This is a genomic window from Lentibacter sp. (assembly GCF_029254145.1).
Classification (GTDB): Bacteria; Pseudomonadota; Alphaproteobacteria; order Rhodobacterales; family Rhodobacteraceae; genus Lentibacter.
In genome coordinates, this window is the sequence record NZ_JAQWYD010000088.1 from 1 (window position 1) to 22,111 (window position 22,111).

Annotated in this window: 23 protein-coding genes and 1 tRNA gene; 15 read left to right on the forward strand and 9 right to left on the reverse strand. The window is 50.5% G+C overall.

Annotation, left to right across the window (positions count from 1 at the left end):
- The 5 genes from P8O11_RS10500 to glmM form a co-directional block, all read left to right on the forward strand.
- The coding region (locus tag P8O11_RS10500) for a putative PEP-binding protein (protein WP_300294061.1) at positions 1–1,461 on the forward strand (1,461 nt) is incomplete at its 5' end.
- 165 nt (positions 1,462–1,626) lie between these two features.
- Positions 1,627–2,259 carry a cell wall hydrolase gene (locus tag P8O11_RS10505; RefSeq protein ID WP_300294062.1) on the forward strand — a complete coding sequence of 211 codons (633 nt, stop codon included), beginning with the start codon at positions 1,627–1,629 and terminating at the stop codon, positions 2,257–2,259.
- A gap of 95 nt (positions 2,260–2,354) precedes the next feature.
- Positions 2,355–3,278, forward strand: coding sequence for a dihydroneopterin aldolase (locus P8O11_RS10510; RefSeq protein WP_300294064.1), 924 nt, complete (start codon positions 2,355–2,357; stop codon positions 3,276–3,278).
- Between the two features lie 44 nt (positions 3,279–3,322).
- Entirely contained in the window at positions 3,323–4,333 is a 1,011-nt protein-coding gene (folP, locus tag P8O11_RS10515; protein WP_300294095.1) for a dihydropteroate synthase, read from the forward strand.
- Complete coding sequence (glmM, locus tag P8O11_RS10520) at positions 4,330–5,673, forward strand: phosphoglucosamine mutase (protein WP_300294065.1); 1,344 nt, start codon at positions 4,330–4,332, stop codon at positions 5,671–5,673. Before folP ends, glmM begins: the two co-directional genes overlap by 4 nt.
- On the opposite strand, the gene P8O11_RS10525 is transcribed toward glmM, so the two are convergent.
- Both P8O11_RS10525 and ilvC read right to left on the reverse strand, forming a co-directional pair.
- Positions 5,670–6,584 carry a DMT family transporter gene (locus P8O11_RS10525; RefSeq protein WP_300294066.1) on the reverse strand — a complete coding sequence of 305 codons (915 nt, stop codon included), beginning with the start codon at positions 6,582–6,584 and terminating at the stop codon, positions 5,670–5,672. The two genes, glmM and P8O11_RS10525, sit on opposite strands and share 4 nt — an antisense overlap.
- 119 nt (positions 6,585–6,703) lie before the next feature.
- Positions 6,704–7,726, reverse strand: a complete 1,023-nt coding sequence (ilvC, locus tag P8O11_RS10530) for a ketol-acid reductoisomerase (RefSeq protein WP_089887882.1) — start codon at positions 7,724–7,726, stop codon at positions 6,704–6,706.
- A 135-nt stretch (positions 7,727–7,861) separates the two neighbouring features.
- Here ilvC and P8O11_RS10535 point away from each other — a divergent pair, with 135 nt between their 5' ends.
- The 3 genes from P8O11_RS10535 to P8O11_RS10545 all read left to right on the forward strand — a co-directional run bounded on the left by P8O11_RS10535 (position 7,862) and on the right by P8O11_RS10545 (position 9,967).
- Complete coding sequence (locus P8O11_RS10535; protein ID WP_300294067.1) at positions 7,862–8,317, forward strand: Lrp/AsnC family transcriptional regulator; 456 nt, start codon at positions 7,862–7,864, stop codon at positions 8,315–8,317.
- Entirely contained in the window at positions 8,314–8,769 is a 456-nt protein-coding gene (locus P8O11_RS10540) for an Lrp/AsnC family transcriptional regulator (RefSeq protein ID WP_300294068.1), read from the forward strand. Before P8O11_RS10535 ends, P8O11_RS10540 begins: the two co-directional genes overlap by 4 nt.
- Positions 8,770–8,842: 73 nt before the next feature.
- On the forward strand, positions 8,843–9,967 hold the full coding sequence (locus P8O11_RS10545) for an aminotransferase class V-fold PLP-dependent enzyme (RefSeq protein ID WP_300294069.1): 1,125 nt from the start codon (positions 8,843–8,845) through the stop codon (positions 9,965–9,967).
- Here the strand turns inward: P8O11_RS10545 and P8O11_RS10550 are convergent.
- The 3 genes from P8O11_RS10550 to P8O11_RS10560 all read right to left on the reverse strand — a co-directional run bounded on the left by P8O11_RS10550 (position 9,964) and on the right by P8O11_RS10560 (position 12,156).
- Positions 9,964–11,166, reverse strand: coding sequence for a UbiH/UbiF family hydroxylase (locus P8O11_RS10550; protein WP_300294070.1), 1,203 nt, complete (start codon positions 11,164–11,166; stop codon positions 9,964–9,966). The genes P8O11_RS10545 and P8O11_RS10550 overlap by 4 nt on opposite strands.
- Before the next feature lie 59 nt (positions 11,167–11,225).
- Positions 11,226–11,426: a hypothetical protein gene (locus tag P8O11_RS10555; protein ID WP_300294071.1), complete on the reverse strand. Its 201-nt coding sequence runs from the start codon at positions 11,424–11,426 to the stop codon at positions 11,226–11,228.
- Between the two features lie 85 nt (positions 11,427–11,511).
- Positions 11,512–12,156, reverse strand: a complete 645-nt coding sequence (locus tag P8O11_RS10560) for a pyrimidine 5'-nucleotidase (protein ID WP_300294072.1) — start codon at positions 12,154–12,156, stop codon at positions 11,512–11,514.
- A gap of 98 nt (positions 12,157–12,254) precedes the next feature.
- Here P8O11_RS10560 and P8O11_RS10565 point away from each other — a divergent pair, with 98 nt between their 5' ends.
- A complete protein-coding gene (locus P8O11_RS10565; RefSeq protein ID WP_089887895.1) occupies positions 12,255–12,902 on the forward strand; it encodes a GntR family transcriptional regulator in 648 nt (215 codons plus the stop codon).
- On the opposite strand, the gene P8O11_RS10570 is transcribed toward P8O11_RS10565, so the two are convergent.
- Together P8O11_RS10570 and carA are read right to left on the reverse strand one after the other, a co-directional pair.
- Positions 12,849–14,651 carry a glycosyltransferase family 2 protein gene (locus P8O11_RS10570; RefSeq protein ID WP_367186872.1) on the reverse strand — a complete coding sequence of 601 codons (1,803 nt, stop codon included), beginning with the start codon at positions 14,649–14,651 and terminating at the stop codon, positions 12,849–12,851. The two genes, P8O11_RS10565 and P8O11_RS10570, sit on opposite strands and share 54 nt — an antisense overlap.
- A 215-nt stretch (positions 14,652–14,866) precedes the next feature.
- Positions 14,867–16,021 carry a glutamine-hydrolyzing carbamoyl-phosphate synthase small subunit gene (carA, locus tag P8O11_RS10575; RefSeq protein WP_300294074.1) on the reverse strand — a complete coding sequence of 385 codons (1,155 nt, stop codon included), beginning with the start codon at positions 16,019–16,021 and terminating at the stop codon, positions 14,867–14,869.
- 144 nt (positions 16,022–16,165) lie between these two features.
- Between carA and P8O11_RS10580 the strand changes: the two genes are divergently transcribed.
- Both P8O11_RS10580 and P8O11_RS10585 read left to right on the forward strand, forming a co-directional pair.
- The gene (locus tag P8O11_RS10580; RefSeq protein WP_273486185.1) at positions 16,166–16,624 is read left to right on the forward strand and encodes a GatB/YqeY domain-containing protein; all 459 of its coding nucleotides are present in this window, start codon (positions 16,166–16,168) and stop codon (positions 16,622–16,624) included.
- Positions 16,625–16,796: 172 nt separating this feature from the next.
- Positions 16,797–16,967 carry a hypothetical protein gene (locus P8O11_RS10585; protein WP_300294096.1) on the forward strand — a complete coding sequence of 57 codons (171 nt, stop codon included), beginning with the start codon at positions 16,797–16,799 and terminating at the stop codon, positions 16,965–16,967.
- A gap of 215 nt (positions 16,968–17,182) precedes the next feature.
- Here P8O11_RS10585 and P8O11_RS13780 read toward each other — a convergent pair whose 3' ends face one another.
- Together P8O11_RS13780 and uvrB are read right to left on the reverse strand one after the other, a co-directional pair.
- Positions 17,183–17,416 carry a YdcF family protein gene (locus P8O11_RS13780; RefSeq protein ID WP_367186873.1) on the reverse strand — a complete coding sequence of 78 codons (234 nt, stop codon included), beginning with the start codon at positions 17,414–17,416 and terminating at the stop codon, positions 17,183–17,185.
- Positions 17,417–19,615, reverse strand: coding sequence for an excinuclease ABC subunit UvrB (gene uvrB / locus P8O11_RS10590; RefSeq protein ID WP_300294075.1), 2,199 nt, complete (start codon positions 19,613–19,615; stop codon positions 17,417–17,419).
- Between the two features lie 180 nt (positions 19,616–19,795).
- Between uvrB and P8O11_RS10595 the strand changes: the two genes are divergently transcribed.
- The 4 genes from P8O11_RS10595 to P8O11_RS10610 all read left to right on the forward strand — a co-directional run bounded on the left by P8O11_RS10595 (position 19,796) and on the right by P8O11_RS10610 (position 21,788).
- Positions 19,796–20,107, forward strand: a complete 312-nt coding sequence (locus tag P8O11_RS10595) for an ETC complex I subunit (RefSeq protein ID WP_273499535.1) — start codon at positions 19,796–19,798, stop codon at positions 20,105–20,107.
- A gap of 220 nt (positions 20,108–20,327) precedes the next feature.
- On the forward strand, positions 20,328–20,720 hold the full coding sequence (locus tag P8O11_RS10600) for a toxin-activating lysine-acyltransferase (protein WP_300294076.1): 393 nt from the start codon (positions 20,328–20,330) through the stop codon (positions 20,718–20,720).
- Positions 20,721–21,668 carry a Hint domain-containing protein gene (locus tag P8O11_RS10605; protein WP_300294077.1) on the forward strand — a complete coding sequence of 316 codons (948 nt, stop codon included), beginning with the start codon at positions 20,721–20,723 and terminating at the stop codon, positions 21,666–21,668.
- 43 nt (positions 21,669–21,711) lie between these two features.
- A tRNA-Arg gene (locus P8O11_RS10610) sits at positions 21,712–21,788 on the forward strand.
- The last annotated feature ends 323 nt before the right edge of the window (positions 21,789–22,111 follow it).

Consider the following 22,111-nt stretch of genomic DNA (forward strand, 5'->3'; position numbering starts at 1 on the left):
CGTATCGCAACAGGAGTTGCAGCAAGTCCAGGAGCCGCAACTGGCCGTATTGTCTTTACGTCTTCCGAAGCACAGGCCAGCGCCGCAAGAGCCGAGCCTTGTGTCTTGGTGCGTCGGGAAACATCACCTGAAGATATCCGGGGAATGCATGTTGCAGTCGCAGTGCTGACAGAGCGGGGCGGGATGACAAGCCACGCGGCAGTTATTGGACGTGGTATGGGGCTCCCTTGCGTTGTTGGAGCGTCAAGCCTGGTGTTCAACCTTCAAAAAAAGACACTGACATCTTCGGATGGCCGCGTGTTTAAAGAAGGGGACACTATAACGGTTGATGGGACCTCTGGAGATGTATTGGTTGGCGAACCCGCTATGCTCGAGGCGACTCATGATGATGCTTTTCTAGAGTTAATGGATTGGTCTGACGCGGTACGTGATATTGGAGTGCGGGCGAACGCAGATACACCAAATGATGCGATAACTGCTCGCAATTTTGGTGCGGAAGGTATTGGCCTCTGCCGAACAGAACATATGTTTTTTGAAGCCGATCGTTTGACACCGATGCGGGAAATGATCTTTGCGGATAAGCCACAAGACCGTCGCGCTGCGCTCGAACGTCTTTTGCCAATGCAGCGCGATGATTTCACCGAGCTGTTTCGTATCATGCAGGGAAAACCTGTATGTATTCGATTGCTTGATCCTCCACTCCACGAATTTTTGCCCCATGATAAAGTTGGGTGCAGAGAGCTCGCCGAAGCTTTGGACCTACCTTTGTCTGATGTGACGCGCCGTGTTGAAGCTCTCGGCGAGTACAATCCTATGCTTGGTATGCGTGGGGTCCGTTTGGGTGTGACCGTTCCAGAAATTTACGATATGCAAGCGCGAGCCATTTTTGAGGCAACGATCGCCGCCAGTCGAGATGGCGATCCAGTCGTACCAGAAATAATGATTCCCCTGGTGTCTGCGATGCGCGAGGTTGAACTTGTCAAAACACGCATTGATGCTGTGGCTGCCGCCGTGCGTACCGAAACAGGCGAGGATTTCGAGTTTCGTTTGGGTGTGATGGTTGAGACGCCGCGAGCAGCTCTGAGAGCAGAAGAAATCGCCCCATATGTTTCCTTTCTAAGTTTTGGAACAAACGATCTTACTCAAATGACTTATGGATTGTCGCGAGATGATGCCGGGCGATTTATGTCTACTTACGTTCAGCAGGGAGTTTATCCAGAAGATCCGTTCCACACGTTGGATATTGAAGGTGTCGGTGAGCTTCTCGAAATTGGAGCGACAAGAGGACGTAAAGCAGAGCCTGACCTTGTTCTTTCTATTTGCGGGGAACACGGGGGAAACCCTGAGTCGATTGCTTTCTGTAGAAACGCGGGCTTCAATTATGTTTCTTGTTCACCGTTTCGCGTGCCTGTCGCTCGATTGGCTGCAGCGCAGCTCGCGTTGCGGGACAAGATAGGGTAGGCACTTTCCACTCAAACGCTAAATGACTGGTTGGTTTTTGTGATCGGCGTAAATCCGCAACATCACGATGCCGCGCGTGAGCCAGTGAACTTGCGTCATTGTTGCAAACTGCTTAAAGATCAGCCGGTCTTTCATGAGACTATGATATTATTAGGAGGCCTACGGATGCTGAGGCTTATCTGTGCTATTGCTTTGGGTGCCTTTTTAGGTCTCCCTGCTGCGGCTGATGTTTCGATTAAGCGCTTGTTTGATAGAGAGCAAAAATCACTAAATGCTATTCCTCAAGATCGTTTGGCAACTCTTCTAGAAAGATCAAACGAAGCCAAAGCCTCCTACGGAGGAGTTAACTATACTCACGAGTGGCTCTCCAATCAGCCTCGAGCAAGTGGTGGCAAAGAATGGCGTTGCCTTGCAGAAGCACTGTATTTTGAGGCGCGTGGTGAGAGTGTGAAAGGGCAGTTTGCCGTTGCCGAAGTTATCATGAACCGTGTGAAAAGCGCTCGATATCCTGATACTATTTGTGGGGTGGTTCACCAAGGAACAGGGCGAAAATATGCTTGTCAGTTCACTTACACGTGTGATGGCAATGCAGAAATTATTTCAGAGCCAAAGGCTTTTGAGCGCGTAGGAAAAATTGCCAAAGTGATGGCAAAAGGGGCAGAGCGCCCCTTAACGAAGGGCGCTACGCACTATCATACGAAGTCAGTTAATCCACGTTGGGCGAGTAAATTCCCTCGGACCGCAACGATTGGGTATCATCATTTTTACAAGCAGCCCAAACGCATTTCCAGCAACTGACGCGATGCTAAGCGGTTATGTGTGTTCGCTTGGGGTTTACCTGACGTCTGTGCAGTGTATAGGCGGGACAAGCCTAATTTGGGGAGCCCAGCACAGTGAGTAGCGAAATAGCACAAGCTTTTGATCATCCTGACGCGCGGTCTCGGGCGACTTTGCTCGATTCGCCTTTGGACCGTATTTCGCTACGAGATCATATTGTTGATGTCGAAATCGGCGCGTTCCAAGCCGAGCGTGGAGCGACGCAGCGAATTAGCTTTAATGTCGTGGTTGAGGTTTTGCCAACAAGTGATGATGTTGACGATGATGTCGATAAGATACTGTCTTATGACAAGGTCACTGAAGCGATCACAATTGCGCTTAGAGAAGAACGCCTAAATCTTCTTGAAACGTTAGCGGACCGTGTCGCCGAGCGTATTCTATGGGAACCTCAAGCACAGCGCACTTTTGTACGAATTGAGAAGCTCGATCGTGGTTCTGGAGCGCTCGGTGTTGAAATTGTACGCTCAAAGTCCAAGCAGAATGTTGTTTGCTCAGAAGAGACAATTGTAAGACCGACAGTTATTTTTATGACCAATGAGGCAATTGGATCTGCTCATTTGAAAGGGTGGATTGATCAACTTGAAGCAACTCATACGCCTACTCTCATTTGTGTTGGTGCGCCTCAAGTTGCGACACCAAAAGCCCAAGCAGCTTTGGCGCAGCGTAGGATAGAACTGTTGGCGATCGAGCAGAATGCGTGGGTCTTAGCAGCCAATGAAACACGTTGTGTCGTTGTGGAGACAAGAACAGAACTTGATTGGGCTATGAAAAACGCTCAAGTGAGTGTTTGGGCTCCATCAAAGATTGTTCTTGATGCGGTAGACGGACCCTCGAGCGATGTGAGTGATGCTCTCGATCTTGCGCTGTGGTTTGCGCAAGAAATGGAAGCCGAGCGTTTTATTGCCGTTGGTGAAATTGTGAACCCTGTGAATTCTTCTATGAAAGTTGACTTGCGAAAAGTGACCGAAGTCGAGCTGTAAGCCTAGATCGAGTTAGTGGGTTTGTGTAGAGATAGAAAATGAGCATATACTATTATCGGCCATTGGTTCAAACAGGCTCTCAACGGCCTCAAGGCGCTTTGCCTCTTGCTGGTGGTATCTGTTGGTTTACGACTGTCGAATTGCTTGAACGGAACAAGCCGTCCGTTTTTGTTCCAGCATCGAGGCTACCAGATGACGTGTTGGCGAGACTTACGGCAGCGCGGAAAGAAATTTGTGGGCTAACATTTGAAACCCCGAGGCTCATGGGAATTTTGAACGTAACGCCAGATAGTTTCAGCGATGGTGGGCGCTTCAATGGCGCTGCAATGTCTCTTTTGCATGCGAAAGATATGGTCGAAGCGGGTGCTGACATTATTGATGTTGGTGGCGAAAGTACTCGACCTGGTGCGGTAGAGGTTCCAAGAGAAGCTGAAATCGCGCGGACTGCGCCTGTGATCCAGGCTCTCAGAGGTATTTTGGATGTGCCGATCTCCATCGACACACGCAAGGCAGCAGTTGCTGAGGCGGCCTATGATGCCGGTGCAAACATGGTGAATGACGTGTCTGGCTTTACGTTTGACTCCGCACTCGGTCCTTTTTGCGCATCAAACGATCTGCCAGTTTTTGTGATGCATTCGCAAGGTGAGCCTGAGACGATGCAAAACAACCCTATTTATGAAAATGTAATTTTCGATGTGTATGATTTTCTCGAAGCGAGAGTGGATGCTTTGGTTGCGGCTGGGATAGCACGTGAACGTATTGTCATTGACCCGGGAATTGGGTTTGGAAAAAAGATCGAGCATAATCTTTCCTTGATGTCTAACTTGAGCATTTTTCATGGGCTCGGTTGTGCCATATTGTTGGGCGTATCACGCAAGGGCTTTATTCGCACGATTGGTGGCGGTGAAGAACCTAGTGCACGCATGCCTGGTTCCGTTGCTTTAGCTTTGGCAGGTGTCTCCCAAGGGGTACAGCTGCTCCGTGTACATGATGTTTTTGAGACGAAGCAGGCACTGCAACTTTGGTTGGCAGTCATAAAAGGAAATTTACGATGACACGAGAGCTTTTTGGAACAGATGGTGTGCGCGGAACGGCAAACACTTACCCGATGACTGCTGAGATGGCTCTGAAAATAGGCGCCGCTGTCGGTCGTTACTTTCGCAAAGACAGTTCAGTCGCGCATCGGGTGGTGATTGGTAAAGATACGCGTCTCTCTGGCTACATGTTTGAAAGCGCTCTAACGGCGGGCCTGACGAGCACAGGCATGAACGTATTGTTGCTTGGACCAATTCCGACGCCTGCTGTTGGCCTACTGACAACCTCGATGCGCGCTGACTTGGGTGTGATGATTTCTGCTAGCCACAACCCTGCTGTCGACAATGGAATAAAGTTTTTTGGGCCAGATGGTTTTAAGCTCTCTGATGAGGCTGAACTCGAAATAGAAGCATTGGTGCAAGCTGGCGTAGAGCCTGCTCAATCACGCAATATTGGACGGGCCAAGCGAATTGATGATGGGCTTTTTCGGTATATTGAAAGAGTTAAGTCGACTTTCCCCAACGGTATGCGGCTGGATGGCATAAAGGTTGTCATCGATTGTGCTCATGGCGCGGCTTATAAGGCTGCACCGGAGGTTCTTTGGGAGCTGGGCGCCGAAGTTATTACGGTCGGCACGTCTCCAAACGGTTTCAACATCAACCAAAATTGCGGTTCAACGCAGCCGCGTATGGCAGCTGAGGCTGTTGTTTCTAATGGCGCTGATTTGGGCATTTGCCTCGATGGAGATGCTGATCGTGTGCTCCTAATTGATGAAACAGGTGCAGTGGCTGATGGCGATCAAATTATGGCACTTTTTGCCTCTCGATGGGCGCGCGAGGGTCGCCTGAAAGGCAATTCTTTGGTCGCGACCGTAATGTCAAATTTAGGCCTTGAGCAGTTTCTAGGTGGTGAAGGCATTGGGCTTGAGCGGACAAATGTAGGTGATAGGTACGTTGTGGAACGCATGCGTAGAGGCGGGTTTAATCTTGGAGGCGAGCAATCAGGTCATATCGTGATGACTGATTATGCTACGACGGGTGATGGCTTGATGGCTGCGCTCCAATTTCTTGCGGCATTGGTACAGTCTGGTCTCCGCGCGTCTGAGCTGGCGAATGTTTTTGAGCCAGTACCGCAATTGTTAAAAAACGTTCGGTTTGAAAAGGGTCAGACACCTCTTGATGATGAATCAGTTCAAACGGAGATATTGCGTGTGGAAAGTGCACTTGCTGGCCGCGGACGTCTTTTGATACGCAAATCAGGCACCGAGCCGTTGGTTCGTGTTATGGCAGAGTGCGAAGATGAAGGGCTGCTTCATCAATCTGTTGATGCGATCGTATCGGCAGTTGAGGCCGTACTCTAGGAGCGACTAAAGAGCCGAGTCAGAGGGCCATATTGTGTCAAGCCAACGCCAAGTAAGATAAGCGTGAGGGACAAAATTAGACTGCTGGGTAAAGCCTCTGACAGGACTAAGGCTCCCAAAAGAACCGACCAAATTGGAACCTGATAGTTTGTTAGGCTCATAAACACAGGGCCCGCTGTTCGGATTACCCAAACACGCAAAAAATTTGCACCAGCTGTTGGAATGAGGCCCAGAAAGGCTAATATCAGAAGAGTTTGGCTGTCAGGTAATTCAGGCAAACCTTCGCTCGCATATGCGACAGGTATGACAACCAATGAACCAAAGACAAGAGGGACTGCGGCAAGACCTATCGGATCCACTGCTGGCAGACGGCGCATTACAATTGAGCTTACTGCATAGCACGCGGCAGCTCCTAAGCAGGCAAGACGCCCAAGTGTTTCTAGTTCCGAGCCAGTAGATGTAAACGCGTTTCCACCGATTAAGATAACCACTCCGCAAAAACCGACTGTCAGCCCAAGAGTTTTTCTTAGTGTCATTCGCTCGCCAGCAACCAAAAAATGGGACAATGGAAGAACCAGGAGTGCGACAGCAGCCATCGAAACACCTGCGAAGCCCGAGGTTACATATTGTAACCCCCAACTTAGTAACATGAAGGGAAGTGCAGAGGAGGCTATCCCGACAATTATGAGGGAGCCCCATGCTTGACAAGAGCTCAGCCAAAGCTTTCGACCCAAAATGCTCCAAACGACAAGCGTCAAGAGCGTCGCGAACGCGATGCGCGCCGCAGCAATCCAGAAGGGTGTCATTGTTTGCAACGCCAGCTCGATTACTAAAAATGTTCCACCCCAAACAAAGCCTAGAAGCAAAATTGAAAGCCAGCTGGTGGCCGTAATGTTTGGGCTGTCTGACATTCTTTTCCTTTTCGGGCAGATCACGCGGCTCTTGGTGGATGCGCATCGCACTGTCTAAGTGTTTAGAGCAAAAAAGGCGCCGCAATGGGCGCCTTTTTCGATGGTAGGATTTGCACCCTTTAGTTCTTTTCTTTATCGACCATTTTCCCAGCCGAAATCCAGGGCATCATGCCGCGCAATTTCGCTCCTGTTTCTTCGATCATGTGCTCGTCGTTGGCACGACGTGATGCTTTGATCGTTGGCTGCCCAACGGCATTTTCAAGCATGAAGTCACGAACAAATTTACCTTGCTGGATGTCTTCTAGAACAGCTTTCATGCGAGCTTTGGTTTCGTCGTATTTCAGGATCCGCGGACCAGTGACATACTGACCATATTCAGCAGTGTTTGAGATCGAGTAGTCCATGTTGGCGATGCCACCTTCATAGATCAAGTCTACGATCAGTTTCACTTCGTGCAAGCATTCAAAGTAGGCCATCTCAGGCGCATAGCCAGCTTCAACAAGTGTTTCAAAACCACAACGGATCAATTCTACAAGACCGCCGCACAAAACTGCCTGCTCACCAAACAGGTCTGTTTCGCATTCTTCACGGAAGTTCGTTTCGATGATGCCTGAGCGGCCCCCGCCGATGGCGGAGCAATATGATAGGCCAATCTCGAGAGCTTTTCCTGAGGCGTCGTTGTCAATGGCAACAAGGCATGGAACTCCGCCGCCTTTGGTATATTCACCACGCACAGTGTGGCCTGGGCCTTTAGGTGCCATCATGATAACGTCTACGCCTTCTTTCGGCTCAATCAGGCCGAAATGGACATTGAGGCCGTGAGCAAAGGCAATCGCCGCACCTGGCTTGATGTTGTCGTGGACGTATTTCTTGTAAGTTTCGGCCTGAAGCTCATCAGGCATTGTGAACATGATTACGTCACACCAAGCGGCAGCTTCAGCAATCCCCATAACTTTGAGGCCTTCACCTTCAGCTTTTTTTGCTGAGGCAGAGCCTTCGCGCAGGGCAACAACAAGGTTTTTGGCGCCGCTGTCACGCAGGTTCAGCGCATGGGCGTGACCTTGTGAACCGTAACCAAGGATGGCTACTTTCATATCTTTGATGAGATTAATGTCGCAATCGCGGTCGTAGTAAACGCGCATGGTGTGTTCCTTTTGTGCTTAGAAAATATTAGGTCGAGCTTACCTACACCCGAATTGATCGGGCTGCCAGATTCGATTGAAAATTGTCTATTTTTAATATATTTATGTTTTAATTTCTTAATTTACGGATTTTTTATGCTTGATGATGTGGATCGCCGTATCCTAAGGCAATTTCAAGCAGCGCCCGATGTGTCGATCGCTGAACTTGCTGACCGCTGTTCTTTAACAACAGCGAGTTGCTGGCGTCGGCTTGAAAAGTTGGAAAGTAGCGGTGTAATTCTTGGCCAAGAAATCGTCGTTGATTGGCAGGCGCTTGGTTTTGCGGTGGAGGTCAGCCTGCGCATTACGCTTGATAAGACCCAAACAACAGCATTTGATGAGTTTTTGGCGAAGGCGCGCACGGTTCCTGAAGTTTTGGAAATTCAGACGTTCTTGGGGAGAGTCGATGTTCGCCTTTTGGTGATCGCACGAGACATGACGCACTATCAGGAAGTTTATCGCTCACGTATTCTTTCGCTCCCGCATATAGCGGATATCGAAGCGCTTATGCATGTCGCTAGGATAAAGTCTCATGAGGCTTTGCCAGTATGATTGAGGTAGACGAGATAGATCGAAAAATTCTGCGCGCTTTGGTTCGTGACGCAAGCAAGAGCAGCAAGTCTCTCGGGGAAGAGTTGGGGTTGTCTCAACCAGCTGTTTGGCGACGCATCAAGCGCCTCAAGGACAACGGTGCGATTGTTGGGAGGCGGTTGCGACTTGATCGTGAAAAACTTGGCTTAGGCGTTATGGTGTTTCTTGGGGTGAAGCTTGCGACTAAGGGGCGGGTCAGTCTCGAGGATTTTGAACGAGCAGTTTCAGCCATTCCTGAAGTCGTCAGTGTGGAGCATGTTCTTGGGCTTTACGATTATCGGCTCAAAGTTGTCGCACGTGATATACCCGATTTTGAACGAGTGTTAAGGCGCCGTATTATGACTCTTCCAGGCGCAGGCCAAGTGGAAGCAAATGTTCTTTTGAGTGAAGAGTATAGATACGGTCCGCTATAGGACACAGAACAGGCTGGTCGGGGTGGTGCCTTGTTGCTAAGAAGGCTGAGAAGCTTCAAAATTGGAGGCCAATATGGCATTGCTCAAAACAGTTGACCCTGAAGGACTCGATGAATTTTCAGTGGTTTTTACCGACCGCTCGCTAAATCATATGAGCGCTCGCTTTAGAGGTGTCATGACAGATATCTCGGCAATGCTTAAAGATGTTTATGCTGCTGATGCCGTTGCGCTGGTCCCAGGCGGAGGTACATTTGCAATGGAGGCTGTTGCACGCCAATTCGGAGCTTCAGCGCATGCACTTGTCGTCCGTAATGGTTGGTTTTCCTACCGTTGGAGCCAAATCTTTGACGCTGGCAAGTTTGCTTCTGAGGTAAGTGTCTATAAAGCCCGTCAGACTGGAAATGGCGCGCAAACACCCTTTGCACCTGCTCCGATCGAAGACGTTGTCGCTGCCATTCAAGATACAAAACCAGATGTTGTGTTCGCGCCGCATGTTGAAACGTCGGCGGGGCTTATACTGCCCGATGACTATATTAACGCTATGGCCAAAGCCGCGCACGATGTCGGCGCACTTATGATTCTTGATTGCATCGCATCTGGCTGTGCGTGGGTCGATATGAAAAAGACCGGTGTAGATGTTCTAATTTCGGCGCCCCAGAAGGGTTGGTCAGCCGCCCCGTCGGCAGGCCTTGTGATGATGTCGCAAAGAGCTGTGGAACGGCTTGAAAAGACAACTTCGGATAGCTTCGCAATTGATTTGAAAAAATGGCGTGAAATCATGAAGGCCTATGAAGGTGGCGGGCATGCCTATCATGCCACGATGCCAACGGATGCGTTGGTGAATTTCCGTGACACAATGGTTGAGACACGTGATTTTGGCTTCGACAAGTTGGAAGAGGCACAGTGGGCTCTCGGGCAGGGCGTTAGGGAGATGTTAAAGGCGAAAGGCATTAATTCGGTCGCCGCAGATGGATTTGGGGCGCCTGGGGTTGTTGTAAGCTATACCAACGATCCGGACATTCAGAATGGTAAGAAGTTTTCGGAGGAAGGCATGCAAATTGCAGCTGGTGTGCCTCTTGCTTGCGATGAGCCTGAAGGCTTTATGACCTTCCGTCTTGGCCTATTCGGCCTAGACAAACTATATGATGTGGACGGCACGTTAGCGCGTCTGAAAACGGTCATAGACAAGGTTCTCTAGTCTTTGGCGCCTAGGCCTACTTTCATTAAGGATTTGCGCAGTGGAGAAAAGCCGTAAATTAGATTAAGTCCTAGTGCCCTGATATCGCGCAGCGGTCTGGAAGACAGCATCGATGCTCGGTTCAGGGCATCAATTCCCAAAAAACGCATGCGAACGTCGGGGTGGCGTGAGCTATGGTATTTTGTGAGCATCGTACTGTCGCCGATCTCACTGGGAGAGGCTTTGGCTAACTCATAGAGCGATTTGATATCATTTAATGACATGTTTAGGCCTTGTGCTCCGATCGGAGGGACGACATGGGCCGCTTCCGCTACGAGAGCAGTCCGTTCGGCTGACATCGCTTTGGCATATTGGGAGATAATGGGCCAAGCTGTTCTTGGGCTGTTCAGTGAAAGTGGCCCCAGCAACAAGCAAGAGCGCTCATTCATCGCTTGCTCGAAGTCTTTAACTGAAATTTGTTGAAGACGTAGAGCGTCAGGACTTCGCTCCATCCATACGATTGCAGAGGCCGGTGATCCTTCGTGATCTGGCAATGGAACCATAGTGAAGGGGCCACCTGACCTGTGAATCTCGGTGGAAACATTATTGTGTGGGATTGGATGTGTTACGGTGAATGCAAGCGCGTGCTGACCATACCGAACAGTTTTTGTCTCAATTCCGACAGCCTTTCTTGCAGCTGAGTTGCGCCCATCGGCAGCAATAAGTAGCTTTGCTTCGAGGCTATCACCATTAGATAGTGCGACTTTGGCGCAATCATGTCGCGTGAGAACACCTTCGACTGCGACGCCCGTCAAAAAGGTTATGTTCTCTAGGTCACTAATTTTTATAAGGCATTCTCGCCGCAGCAGCCAGTTTGGAAAATTCCAACCAAATGGTAGGTCAGAGATATCGCTTGCGTCGAACTCAGACCTTATGCGTGGTTCTGACTTATCTCCCCCAGCGTCAATAATTCGCATAATTTGCAATGGTGACGCAAAGGGCTGAAGGTGTTCCCATAGGCCTATTTCGAGGAGAAGCTTTCTCGCAGGCTGCAAAAATGCGGTTGAGCGCATATCGGCATCTTGGCATAGCTTATTTGTAACGGGAGCGGTCGGATCTACACAAACGGTTTTGTATCCAAGCGAAGCGAAGCTAATAGCTGCGATCATCCCAGCTATGCCACCTCCTGCGACGCACACATCCGTTTGACTTACCGACATCTCAGCGTTCCCTATACCCTATCCTACGATAGCTTGCGGTGCGGTGGTTTCCAAGTGCGCTAGCCGCGTGAAATCAGCACAAGCAAGAACATCAGTATCGGGACAAGACAAACCGCAGGTAAGAACAGCGCTGGTAGGCCCCACTTGGCAATCGCTAAACCCCACGTGACCAAGGCGATAAAGGTGATGGCGAGAATGACGCGTGTATTGCGGCGCTCCGTCATTGTGCAAGTGTGGGCGATTTGTGAGGCTTGTGTCATTCTGAACTCCATAAGGTATAGTTGGAGTACATCTATGCGATGCTTTTCTGCGGTAAAGGCGCAGAATGACGCAGTGGGACACATCTCAGCTCAGCTTTGCTAGGAACGCTGAGATGTCGTCGGTGTGATGCATAATGTGAGGAGCAGGGCTTGAAGTTGGTGCAACGTGAATAGTACGCAAACCAAACGAGTGCGGTATTTTAAGATTTCTGCAATCATCTTCAAACATTGCAGATGTTTCAGGTACTAAGCCGGCTTTTTGAAAAACTATTCTATACGCTTCTATATTTGGCTTTGGCGCATAGTCTGCGTGTTCAATTCCAAAAATATCGTCAAACAAAGCATTTAGTCCGCGGGCCTGTAGTACTTTCTCAGCATATGGCTTGCTGCCGTTGGTATACACTATTTTGCGTCCTGGAAGGTTGGCAATGCGGTCTCTTAAAAGAGGGTCGGCCTCAAGTGAAACAAACGAAATGTCATGAACCTCCCGTAGATATGGTTCTGGCTCCACTGCGTGATGTTTCATTAATCCTGCGAGTGTCGTTCCGTATTTCCCCCAATACTTTGCACGCAAATCGTTTGCTTCAATCTGCGATACTTTGAGTGTTCTTACGATGAAGTTAGTCATCTTAATCTCAATTTGATCAAACAGCCCCATTTCGACTGGGTACAGGGTCTGATCAAGATCAAAGACCCAAGTATCTATTTTTGAGAAAAGTTTGCGTGTCATCGACGTAGTGTTATGCAGGGTTGAATTAATGTGCAAGCGGTGCGTTGTTAGCCTAGTGACTTCAAGGTAAGTCCAGACTGACGATAGAAGGACGCGATATGAAAGAGCCAAAACCGAACCAAAAAGATGCATACGGTCTTATTTTGGAAGCGATTGATCGGGGGGTGTACCGTCCGGGTGATAGGTTGGTCGAGAACGAACTGGCCGAACGCTTTGGCGTGTCTCGCACCCCAATCCGTGAGGCATTGCAACGTCTAGAAACGCAATCCTTGCTAACCCGTGACGGGCGTAGCCTGATTGTTGCCTCTCTTGACCACAACCAGATGGCCGAATTGTATTCTGTGCGTGCGGAGCTTGAAGGTTTGGCGGCTCAACTGGCAGCCCGACACGCCACGGACGAAGAAATGCGAGTACTACGCGACATGATGGAAGAAGACCGTTTGTTGTTGGATGACCCGAATGCGCTCGCACAAGCCAATCGTCGTTTTCATAGGCAGATACATTTAGCGTCTCACAACAGGTTTTTAGTCCAACAGCTCAATCTGGTGCATCAATCTATGGCGCTTATGGCAACAACATCTCTCGCTGCAGAGGGACGCAGCACCAAGGCTCTTGAAGAACATGACATGATTGTCAAAGCCATTGAAGCACGCGATGAAGAGAAGGCACGAGAAGCTCTGAAGGCCCACATATCAAAAGCTTTTGTTACGCGACTCAAACTTGATGCCGCCAAAACTAGCGGGTGAATCGTTACACTTTGCTCTGCGTGCGTTTTTGACAGAAAGCCCATGCTGGGTTTTGTCCCAGTAAAATGGCTTCACAAACAACTCGAACAAGGCCTTGTATGCGGCGAGTGCACCTAGTGGGTAGTAAAAATGCATGGTTGGGACCCAAAAGAACAGGTGCCGAAGCTCTGATTTTGAAACAGCTGTCGCGTTTACCAGTGCGTTAATTAGCTCCATAGCCAGAAACGAGAGCCCTAAGACAACAAGAGTATTGTGAGAAACGAAAGCTTCCAGAGGGTGGGGAAGGCCAAACAAAACGAGCCAGAAACTCCACAATACAGGGGCTAGTACGAACTGTGACAATGCCGTTAAGAAATGTGCTTGAAAGCCAATAAAGCGCCAAGGACCAAGCTGTTTCAGCAGCTTTGATGGCTTTCTCATATGGACAAGATAAGTGACCATGTACCCCTTGAGCCAACGAGAACGTTGACGAACCCATGGCCAAAGTCGACAATTTGCCTCTTCCCCAGTTCGCGTTGGGATTACATCTGTGCGATAGCCGTGCCGCGCAAGCCTGAACCCTAGGTCCGCATCTTCCGTTACATTGTTAGCATCCCAGCCCCCTAAAGCTTCGAGAACATCTCGCTTAAAAAATAGCGTTGTTCCACCCAGCGGTATTGCGTGGCCAAGGTTTGACATCCCGGGTAAAATCAAGCGAAACCAAGCTGCGTATTCAATTGTGAAGCACCGAGCCAGCCAGTTTTGTTTACTGTTATAGTAGTCCAATACCCCCTGTAAGCAGACAAGATCTGTTCCCGCTACGTGAAAGCGACTTGCCACCACTTCTAGCTGGTCGGGCGCTGGTGAATCTTCTGCATCCCAAATGCCGACAACATCACCCTTACAGAAGTCGAGAGCATAGTTCATCGCTCGTGGCTTCGTCTTTGGCGCACCTTCAGGAACTTCAATGACCTGCATCCATTGTGGAAATTTGTAGTCTGCCAATGCAGACTTAGTGAGCGCATCGTTTACTTCTACAACCAGATTTATATCAAGTAGTGCCTTGGGATAGCTCAGTGTGCTCAGCCGTTTCAGAAGATCTGAAACTATTTCTCGCTCTTTAAATAAAGGGATTAGTATCGAAATTGTTGGCAGTTGATCTTGAGGGCACGGAGGCGGTGTTTCATCGGGTTCGGTAGAGACTTCGGCGACATAGGCTGAGAGGCGCATTATGGCTGAGATAAATAGGGTTGCTATCGCCCAAATAGAAAAGAACCCTAAGATGACATGGGGGAATATCGCGACCAACATTAAGAGCGCCGATATTCCAAACAGTGTCATCGCCAACCTTCGCCGGCTCGTGTGCACTTCCCATGTTCGACAGCTTTCGCTTTCGGATACGCGCGTGGAGGCCCGAGAGACTAAGGTTCCATTGTGATAGTGGATCAACCACTCGAAAATCGCGTCATGCTTTGCGATGCCGATTTCAAACTGACTAGGATCGATATCGACGTGAGAGAGAAATGAGCTGTAGTTCTCGTGGTTTGCGCAGAGCAGTACAGTTTTATCTGCTTCTTTTTGCCATGGCAGCACCCCGAAACGCAAAAGCAAAGCGGGGTCAAATAGAGTTGCTAGACTTGGATCAGGGGGTGTCTTTACGATATCGACTATTCCAAGCTTTAAGAAACGAGCACTCGCTTGGGAAAGTGTGTTTTTGTTTAGTCTACCCGTGGATTCAAGAGAGCTGATAACCGAGCAATTAAGACGCATGCTTTCGGTGCGGGCCTCTAAAAGCTCTCGAGAGGAAATGTATCCAGCCGAAACTAGAAAACGCCCAAAGCTCGACGGGGCTTCACATCCGTGATGTCTAGAGATGTACATACTGATTACTCTGAAAACGCAAAACTAACGTTCATAGAGTATTCAAACTTGGTTAACTTGATGTTAATCAAGTCTTAACAGTGGGTTAACGTGAGCTACCTCTGTTAAGACTTTGACATGTAATCTGCGAACTTTTCAAAAAGATAAAAGCTGTCTTGAGGACCAGGGCTTGCTTCTGGATGGTGTTGAACTGAGTAGACTGGTCTTCCATCAAGAGCGATCCCACAATTTGAACCATCAAACAATGAGACATGAGTTTGTCTTACGCCTGAGGGAAGAGATTGGGCATCTACTGCAAAGCCGTGGTTCATCGAGGTGATTTCGACCTTGCCTGTTTCTAAGTCCTTTACAGGGTGGTTTGCGCCATGATGACCGTGATTCATCTTTATCGTTTTCCCACCCAAAGCTAGTGCAAGCATCTGGTGGCCAAGACAAATTCCGAACACTGGTAGGTCTGTTGTTTCAAGAATTTCCTTGATCATGGGAACAGCGTAGACGCCTGTCGCTGCAGGATCGCCAGGGCCATTTGAAAGGAAAACGCCATCAGGATTGTGGGCCAGAATGTCTTGAGCAGTCGCATCGGCTGGAAGCACTACCACTTCGCAGCCAGTGGAAGCGAGGCACCGCAAAATGTTGCGCTTTGCACCGTAGTCAATCGCAACGACTTTATGCTTTGGTTCGGTTTGGGTTTGGTAGCCTTCAGGCCAAGCCCAGCGCATTTCGTCCCACCGGTAGGATTGTGAACATGTAACCTGCTTTGCAAGGTCCATGCCTTCCAAACCTGCAAAATCACGAGCAGCCTTAACGAGAGCATCTGTGTCAAAATTTCCGCTTTCGCTGTGCTCAAGCGCTACGTGCGGTGCTCCCTGCTGTCGGATCGCACGTGTTAGTCTCCGAGTATCAACGCCGCCGATTGCAATGCGCTTGCGTGATGCAAGCCAGCTAGACAGAGTTTCAGTGGAGCGCCAGCTGCTGGGCGACGTCGGATCCCACTTTACAATCATTCCTTCCGCAACAGGCTCTTCTGTTTCATCGTCCTCGGCGTTTACTCCCGTGTTTCCGATGTGAGGAAAGGTGAACGTAACGATCTGCCCAGCGTATGAAGGGTCCGTCATTATCTCTTGATAACCCGTCATTGCAGTGTTGAAGCATAGTTCTGCTACGCATCGGCCTGTTGCCCCAAAGCCGTGGCCGTAAAAAATTGTTCCATCAGCAAGCGCTAGACATGCGGTTGGATGCGAGGGGGTTGCCTGCGCCATGTGAGTCACTCCGTCTGGTAAATTTGCGTAGTCCTACGTCTGGTGGGACCGAGGGTCAAGGGCTCATGCAGCGGTTGTCAGTCTCCTCGCATTTCGTTAATGTCATTTAGCTGCAATGCAACCAAAGCCAAGGGCCAATAACAGATGCGCGACGAGATCAATGCTGCTCTAAAGCAAGCGATGAAAGACAAAAATAGTAACCGACTATCAACGCTACGCCTTATCAGTGCTGCAATTAAGGACCGTGATATTGCTGCCAGAAGTGATGGTAATGATGCTAGAGTAAGCGATGAGGACGTCCTTGCGATCTTAGTAAAGATGGTCAAGCAACGCCAAGAGAGCGCTAGGGTATATGAAGAAGGAAACCGGCTTGATCTTTCAGAACGCGAGCTTTCTGAGATTGTGATCATTGAAGAGTTTTTGCCTCGCCAACTCAGCGCAGAGAAGACCGAGGCTGTGATTGCTCAAGCGATTGCTGATACTGGTGCCGAGAGCATTCGCGACATGGGGAAAGTCATGGGTATCCTCAAATCCAAATACACGGGCCAAATTGATTTTGGTGCAGCGGGTGCACTTGTAAAGGCCGCTTTGACCAAAAACTAATTACCACTACTAAGCCTGAAATGCCGAAGTACGATCTCATCAAACTATAACTTCGCACAACGCACGCTCGAGTGAGTGTGTGTTAATAAGTCGTTGATAGTTCCTTTCGCCATGTGAGCGGTCGCTCAAACATGGTGTTCGACCATAAATATTGGACGAAGAAAGGGAACGCATGAATAAAGTAGTTACAGATGGTGTGCTTTTGATGCCGCCAAAATTCGCAGCAGGGCTTGGTGTCTTGTCAAGTCAGGACGGAACACCTGGTTCGGATACATATGCGAACAATTTGAATGCGGCGTTTGTCCCCGCAGATTCAGACTTTGGTGGATGTTTTACCGCATAAAATAAGATCGCTGGTATTTCGCGTAGATAGGATTTGATAATCTTGCGGCGATTGGAGCCCTTAAGGGGAGGGCAGTCTGTTTTGTAATTTAAACGGAGAGCGCGCGCTGTCATGCTGGCGCGTAAAGCGTGATATTTATCTGTGACGATTATGAGCTGATCCCATTGAATGCTGGGGTGCTGGTCTAATGCGCAGACAAAATTTTCTAAAGTTGTTTAAGCGTTTTCCTCCAATAGCACGTTTGAAGGATTGATCCCACATGAGTAGCATATCTGCGCGGCAACATGTGCTTCGCTAGGTGGGTTTTGGCCTATTCCACCAGTCAATAAAATTCGATCTACCTGAACATCCAGATACAGCGCTGCGGCATGTTTGGCGCGCCGCTCAAGTGTGGGCGAAGCCAATCCATTGGGCCCTACGGCTGCGCCTAGCATGATTGCAGTGCGCATCTACCGCCCCCTACGTTTCACATTTCCACCCCGTTGCCCTGGCTTGCCAGCCGTTGAGCGGCCGCGTGCTTTGGTGGCTTCGGCGCCAGCGGCCTCGATGGCGGATTGGCGCGCCAAGGGGTCATCGTGGACGGCCAAATCGACGGCTTCGAGCCGTTTCACCTCGTCGCGCAGCCTTGCGGCTTCTTCGAACTCCAGATTTTCCGCGGCTTTGCGCATGTCGGTGCGCAGGCCGTCGAGGATTGCTTTGAGGTTGCTACCTTGCAGGGCAGTGTCAATCTGTGCGGTGACGCGGTTCATGTCGACATCGCCTTGGTAGAGGCCAGAGAGGATGTCATCGACGTTCTTCTTCACAGTTTCGGGTGTGATCCCATGTTCAATATTATAGGCAATCTGCTTTTCGCGGCGACGGTCTGTCTCGCCCATGGCACGCTCCATGGAGCCGGTGATTTTGTCGGCATACATGATCACGCGGCCCTCGGCGTTGCGCGCGGCGCGACCGATTGTCTGGATGAGCGACGTTTCGGAGCGCAAAAAACCCTCTTTGTCGGCGTCCAGAATGGCAACAAGGCCGCATTCGGGAATATCGAGGCCCTCGCGGAGAAGGTTGATCCCGATCAGTACATCGAACGCGCCAAGTCGCAGATCACGTAGGATTTCGATCCGTTCGAGAGTGTCGATTTCAGAGTGCATGTAGCGCACACGCACACCTTGCTCATGCATGTATTCGGTCAAGTCCTCAGCCATGCGCTTGGTGAGGGTGGTGCAGAGCACGCGGTAGCCAGCGGCGGCCACACGTTTTACTTCATCCAGCAGGTCGTCCACCTGTGTTTCAACAGGGCGTATCTCGATCATCGGGTCCAAAAGCCCTGTGGGGCGGATCACTTGCTCGGCAAAGACCCCGCCTGACTGCTCAAGCTCCCATTTTGACGGAGTTGCCGAAACAAAGACGGATTGGGAGCGCATCGCGTCCCACTCCTCAAACTTCAATGGGCGGTTGTCCATGCAAGACGGCAGGCGGAAGCCATGCTCAGAAAGCGTGAACTTGCGGCGGTAGTCGCCCTTATACATGCCGCCAATTTGGGGTACAGAAACGTGGCTTTCGTCAGCAAAGACGATTGCATTGTCTGGGATAAACTCGAAAAGAGTGGGGGGCGGCTCACCTGTCAGGCGACCCGTAAGATAGCGCGAGTAGTTTTCGATCCCGTTGCAGAAGCCTTGGGCCTCTATCATCTCAAGGTCAAAATTGGTCCGCTGCTCAAGGCGCTGCGCTTCGAGGAGCTTGCCTTCGTTCGTGAATTGATCCAGCCGCACGCGCAGCTCTTTTTTGATTTGCTGGATGGCTTGAAGGAGCGTTGGCTTGGGCGTCACGTAGTGTGAATTCGCGTAAACGCGGACTTTGTCCATGCTGCCGGCTTTTTCGCCTGTGAGCGGATCGATTTCTTGGATGCTCTCGAGCTCTTCGCCAAAGAAGCTGAGTTTCCATGCGCGATCATCAAGGTGAGCGGGCCATATCTCGAGGCTGTCGCCGCGCACACGGAAGGAGCCACGCTGAAAGCCAGCATCGTTGCGCTTGTATTGCTGCGCCACGAGGTCGGCCATGACAGAGCGCTGGTCATAGCTTTCGCCGACGACAAGGTCTTGTGTCATTGCGCCGTAGGTTTCGACAGAACCAATCCCGTATATGCAGGAGACAGATGCCACGATGATGACATCGTCGCGCTCAAGCAAAGCGCGCGTGGCCGAGTGGCGCATGCGGTCGATCTGTTCGTTGATCTGACTTTCTTTCTCGATGAACGTGTCAGAGCGGGCGACATAGGCTTCGGGCTGGTAATAGTCATAAAAGCTGACGAAATATTCGACTGCGTTGTCGGGGAAGAAGCCTTTCATTTCGCCATATAGCTGCGCTGCGAGGGTTTTGTTTGGGGCAAGGATGATCGCTGGGCGTTGAGTTTCTTCAATGACTTTGGCCATTGTGAATGTCTTGCCAGTCCCGGTTGCGCCAAGCAGAACTTGGTTGCGCTCGCCGTCCTTGATGCCTTCACTCAGCTCCGCGATAGCGCGGGGCTGATCACCTGCTGCGGTAAACGGGGTGTGCATTACGAAACGCTTTCCACCTTCGAGCTTTTCACGGCTGCGCACATCACCTGAGGGGGCGTTTGTCAGGGCGGGAGAGGCATCTGTATGGACGTGGGGCATTCTGGGCGCTCGCGATTGGTGCAGTCTTCTAACTTGATGGATCGAGGGCAAATTGCAAGGCCAAGTGAGGGGCTTTCTCAGCTGTCGTTGGCGGAGAAAGCATAAGGTTGCTTGCTTTTGTATCTTGCGGGACGGCGGCAAATCCTTGATAAACGGGCGCAAGTCAAAGGAGCTGGCCTCATGCGTGCACGTATCTACAAACCCGCCCGTAACGCAATGCAATCTGGCAGTGCAAAATCAAAGCGCTGGGTGCTTGAATTTGCGCCTGCGTCGCGCCGCGAAGTAGACCCTTTGATGGGCTGGACGTCCTCAAACGATACGCAATCGCAAGTAAAGCTGCGCTTTGACAGCAAAGAAGCAGCGCTTGAGTATGCTCAAGAGAACGGCATTGAAGCGGTTGTGTCCGAGCCTAAGACACGAAAAGCCAATATTCGCGCGGGTGGCTATGGCGAGAATTTTGCCACACACCGCCGCACAGTTTGGACGCACTGAGCCCTTTAGGGCGCTTTTTGTTTCGAAAACCCCGTTCAATAGGTATGATTTACTCATAAAAACCAAGAAAATTGGTGATATGGGCAGTCAAATCGAGCGATCTTTCCAGCAAGGCAGCTGGGCGAGTGTCAATATGAAGCTATGGAAAAGCAGATCAGCGCGCTTGGGTGGCTGAGCTTTTTGGCGTCCTTTTGCCCGCTTCACCGCAGCTATCAGGGCGGTGCATTGGCAGAGCTCTTTATTCCCGCAATCAACAATGACTGTGTGCGTTTTTTTTAAGAATGATGCGGGACAAATTTGTGCGGCGCTGATTTGGGCGCGCTTGTCAGACGAAGTCAGTGAGCGGATGGTGTTTGATCGTAAGCCGCCGCAAGCATCTGAATGGACGAGTGGAAAAAACCTTTGGTTTCTTGATATTCTTGCGCCTTTCAATCACGGAACACTGATTGCGCGTCACATCGCGCGGCAGCCGCCTGACGGCCCGTTTTTCTTTGCGCGTTTGGGGCCCGATGGGCAGGTGCGCAAGATCGTGCGGGGGGATGCGAACAACCGCAAGCAGCGTGTGAAAGCCTATTTTGTCGATGCTGATACGTCGCTAGCGGAGGGATTTTAAGTGGGTATCCCGTTGGCAGGCACCGGCAGTGTCACGGAGGACACGAGTGTTTCAGGCAGTGGACTGCTGACCTCGACTGGGGATGCGGACTACCTTTTTGGTTCGGACGCGGGCCAATGGACGGCGCAAACCATCACTGGCCTCTATGGAAGTGCGCTCACGATCGATACAAACGGTGTCTGGACCTATACGGCGACCAACGCTAATGGAACGCTTCAGGCGCTCAATACGGGTGATACGCTGACGGAGGTTTTCACAGTCGTCTCGGCGGCTGGCAATACGACAATTACGATCACGATCAACGGGCTTGATGAGCCGCCGTGTTTTGCAGCTGGGACGCTGATTGAGACGCCTGAGGGCGCGCGGCCCGTAGATCTCCTGCGCGCGGGAGATCGTGTTTTGACCCGTGACAGTGGTTTTCAACCTCTTCGCTGGGCTGGAAAGCGCCATATCAGGCTTCACGATCCTGCTGACAAAGCCTTTCAGCCTGTGCGTTTGCGCAAGAATTGCTTGGGATCAGGTGTGCCCCAAAGGGATGTGTTGGTCTCCCCAAATCACCGTATTTTGCTAAATGACCCCGTGGTTGAGATCATCACGGGGCAGCAAGAAGTGCTTTGTGCTGCACAATTCCTGCTCAACGGACAGACGATCGTACGCGAACCCTTGGGGGAAATTACGTATCATCACATCCTCTTTGACAAGCATGAAATCGTGTTCTCGAGTGGATGCGAGAGTGAGAGCTTTTTCCCTGGAGAGATTGGACTTAACAGCCTTGAAGAAGAGGCACGGCGGGAAGTGATGGAGATTTTGATTTTGAACTGCGGGGGTGGAGCGGGCTATGGAGAGACTGCTCGGCCTGTTCTAAAGCAGCATGAAGGGGCGATTTTACGTGAATTTTTCAGCCCTGAGCAGAAATTCTTGGCCCGACTCACGGCGGAAGCCGCCTGAGGCCTTGCCTTTGGCCTGCGCTTTGCGCAATACGGGCCCATGCGGTCCTGTAGCTCAACTGGATAGAGCAGCTGACTTCTAATCAGCAGGTTGAGGGTTCGAGTCCTTCCGGGATCGCCATTAAATCAGGGGCTTAGCGCTATTATTTCTGAGCTCTCTGTTTTTCAGCGAGACATTCAGCGAGACAATTTGGCGTCATATCTTCGAATCTAGCGTTACATCTGCTTGTTTCCAGCGATTGGTCATGGCACGCACGCGCCCGCAGGCGACAACGTGTCTTTGTTTGTCGTCACACCCGAAGCTATTAATCTAATGACGAGGGTCGAGCAGCTGTGTACTTTCTGGGCAGCTTGTTGCCCTCTCGACGATAAACTCCAAACTGGTCGTCTACTATACAATGTGTGTCATACTGCAGTTGTCCAGTGAGGCGGGTTGTTGAAACC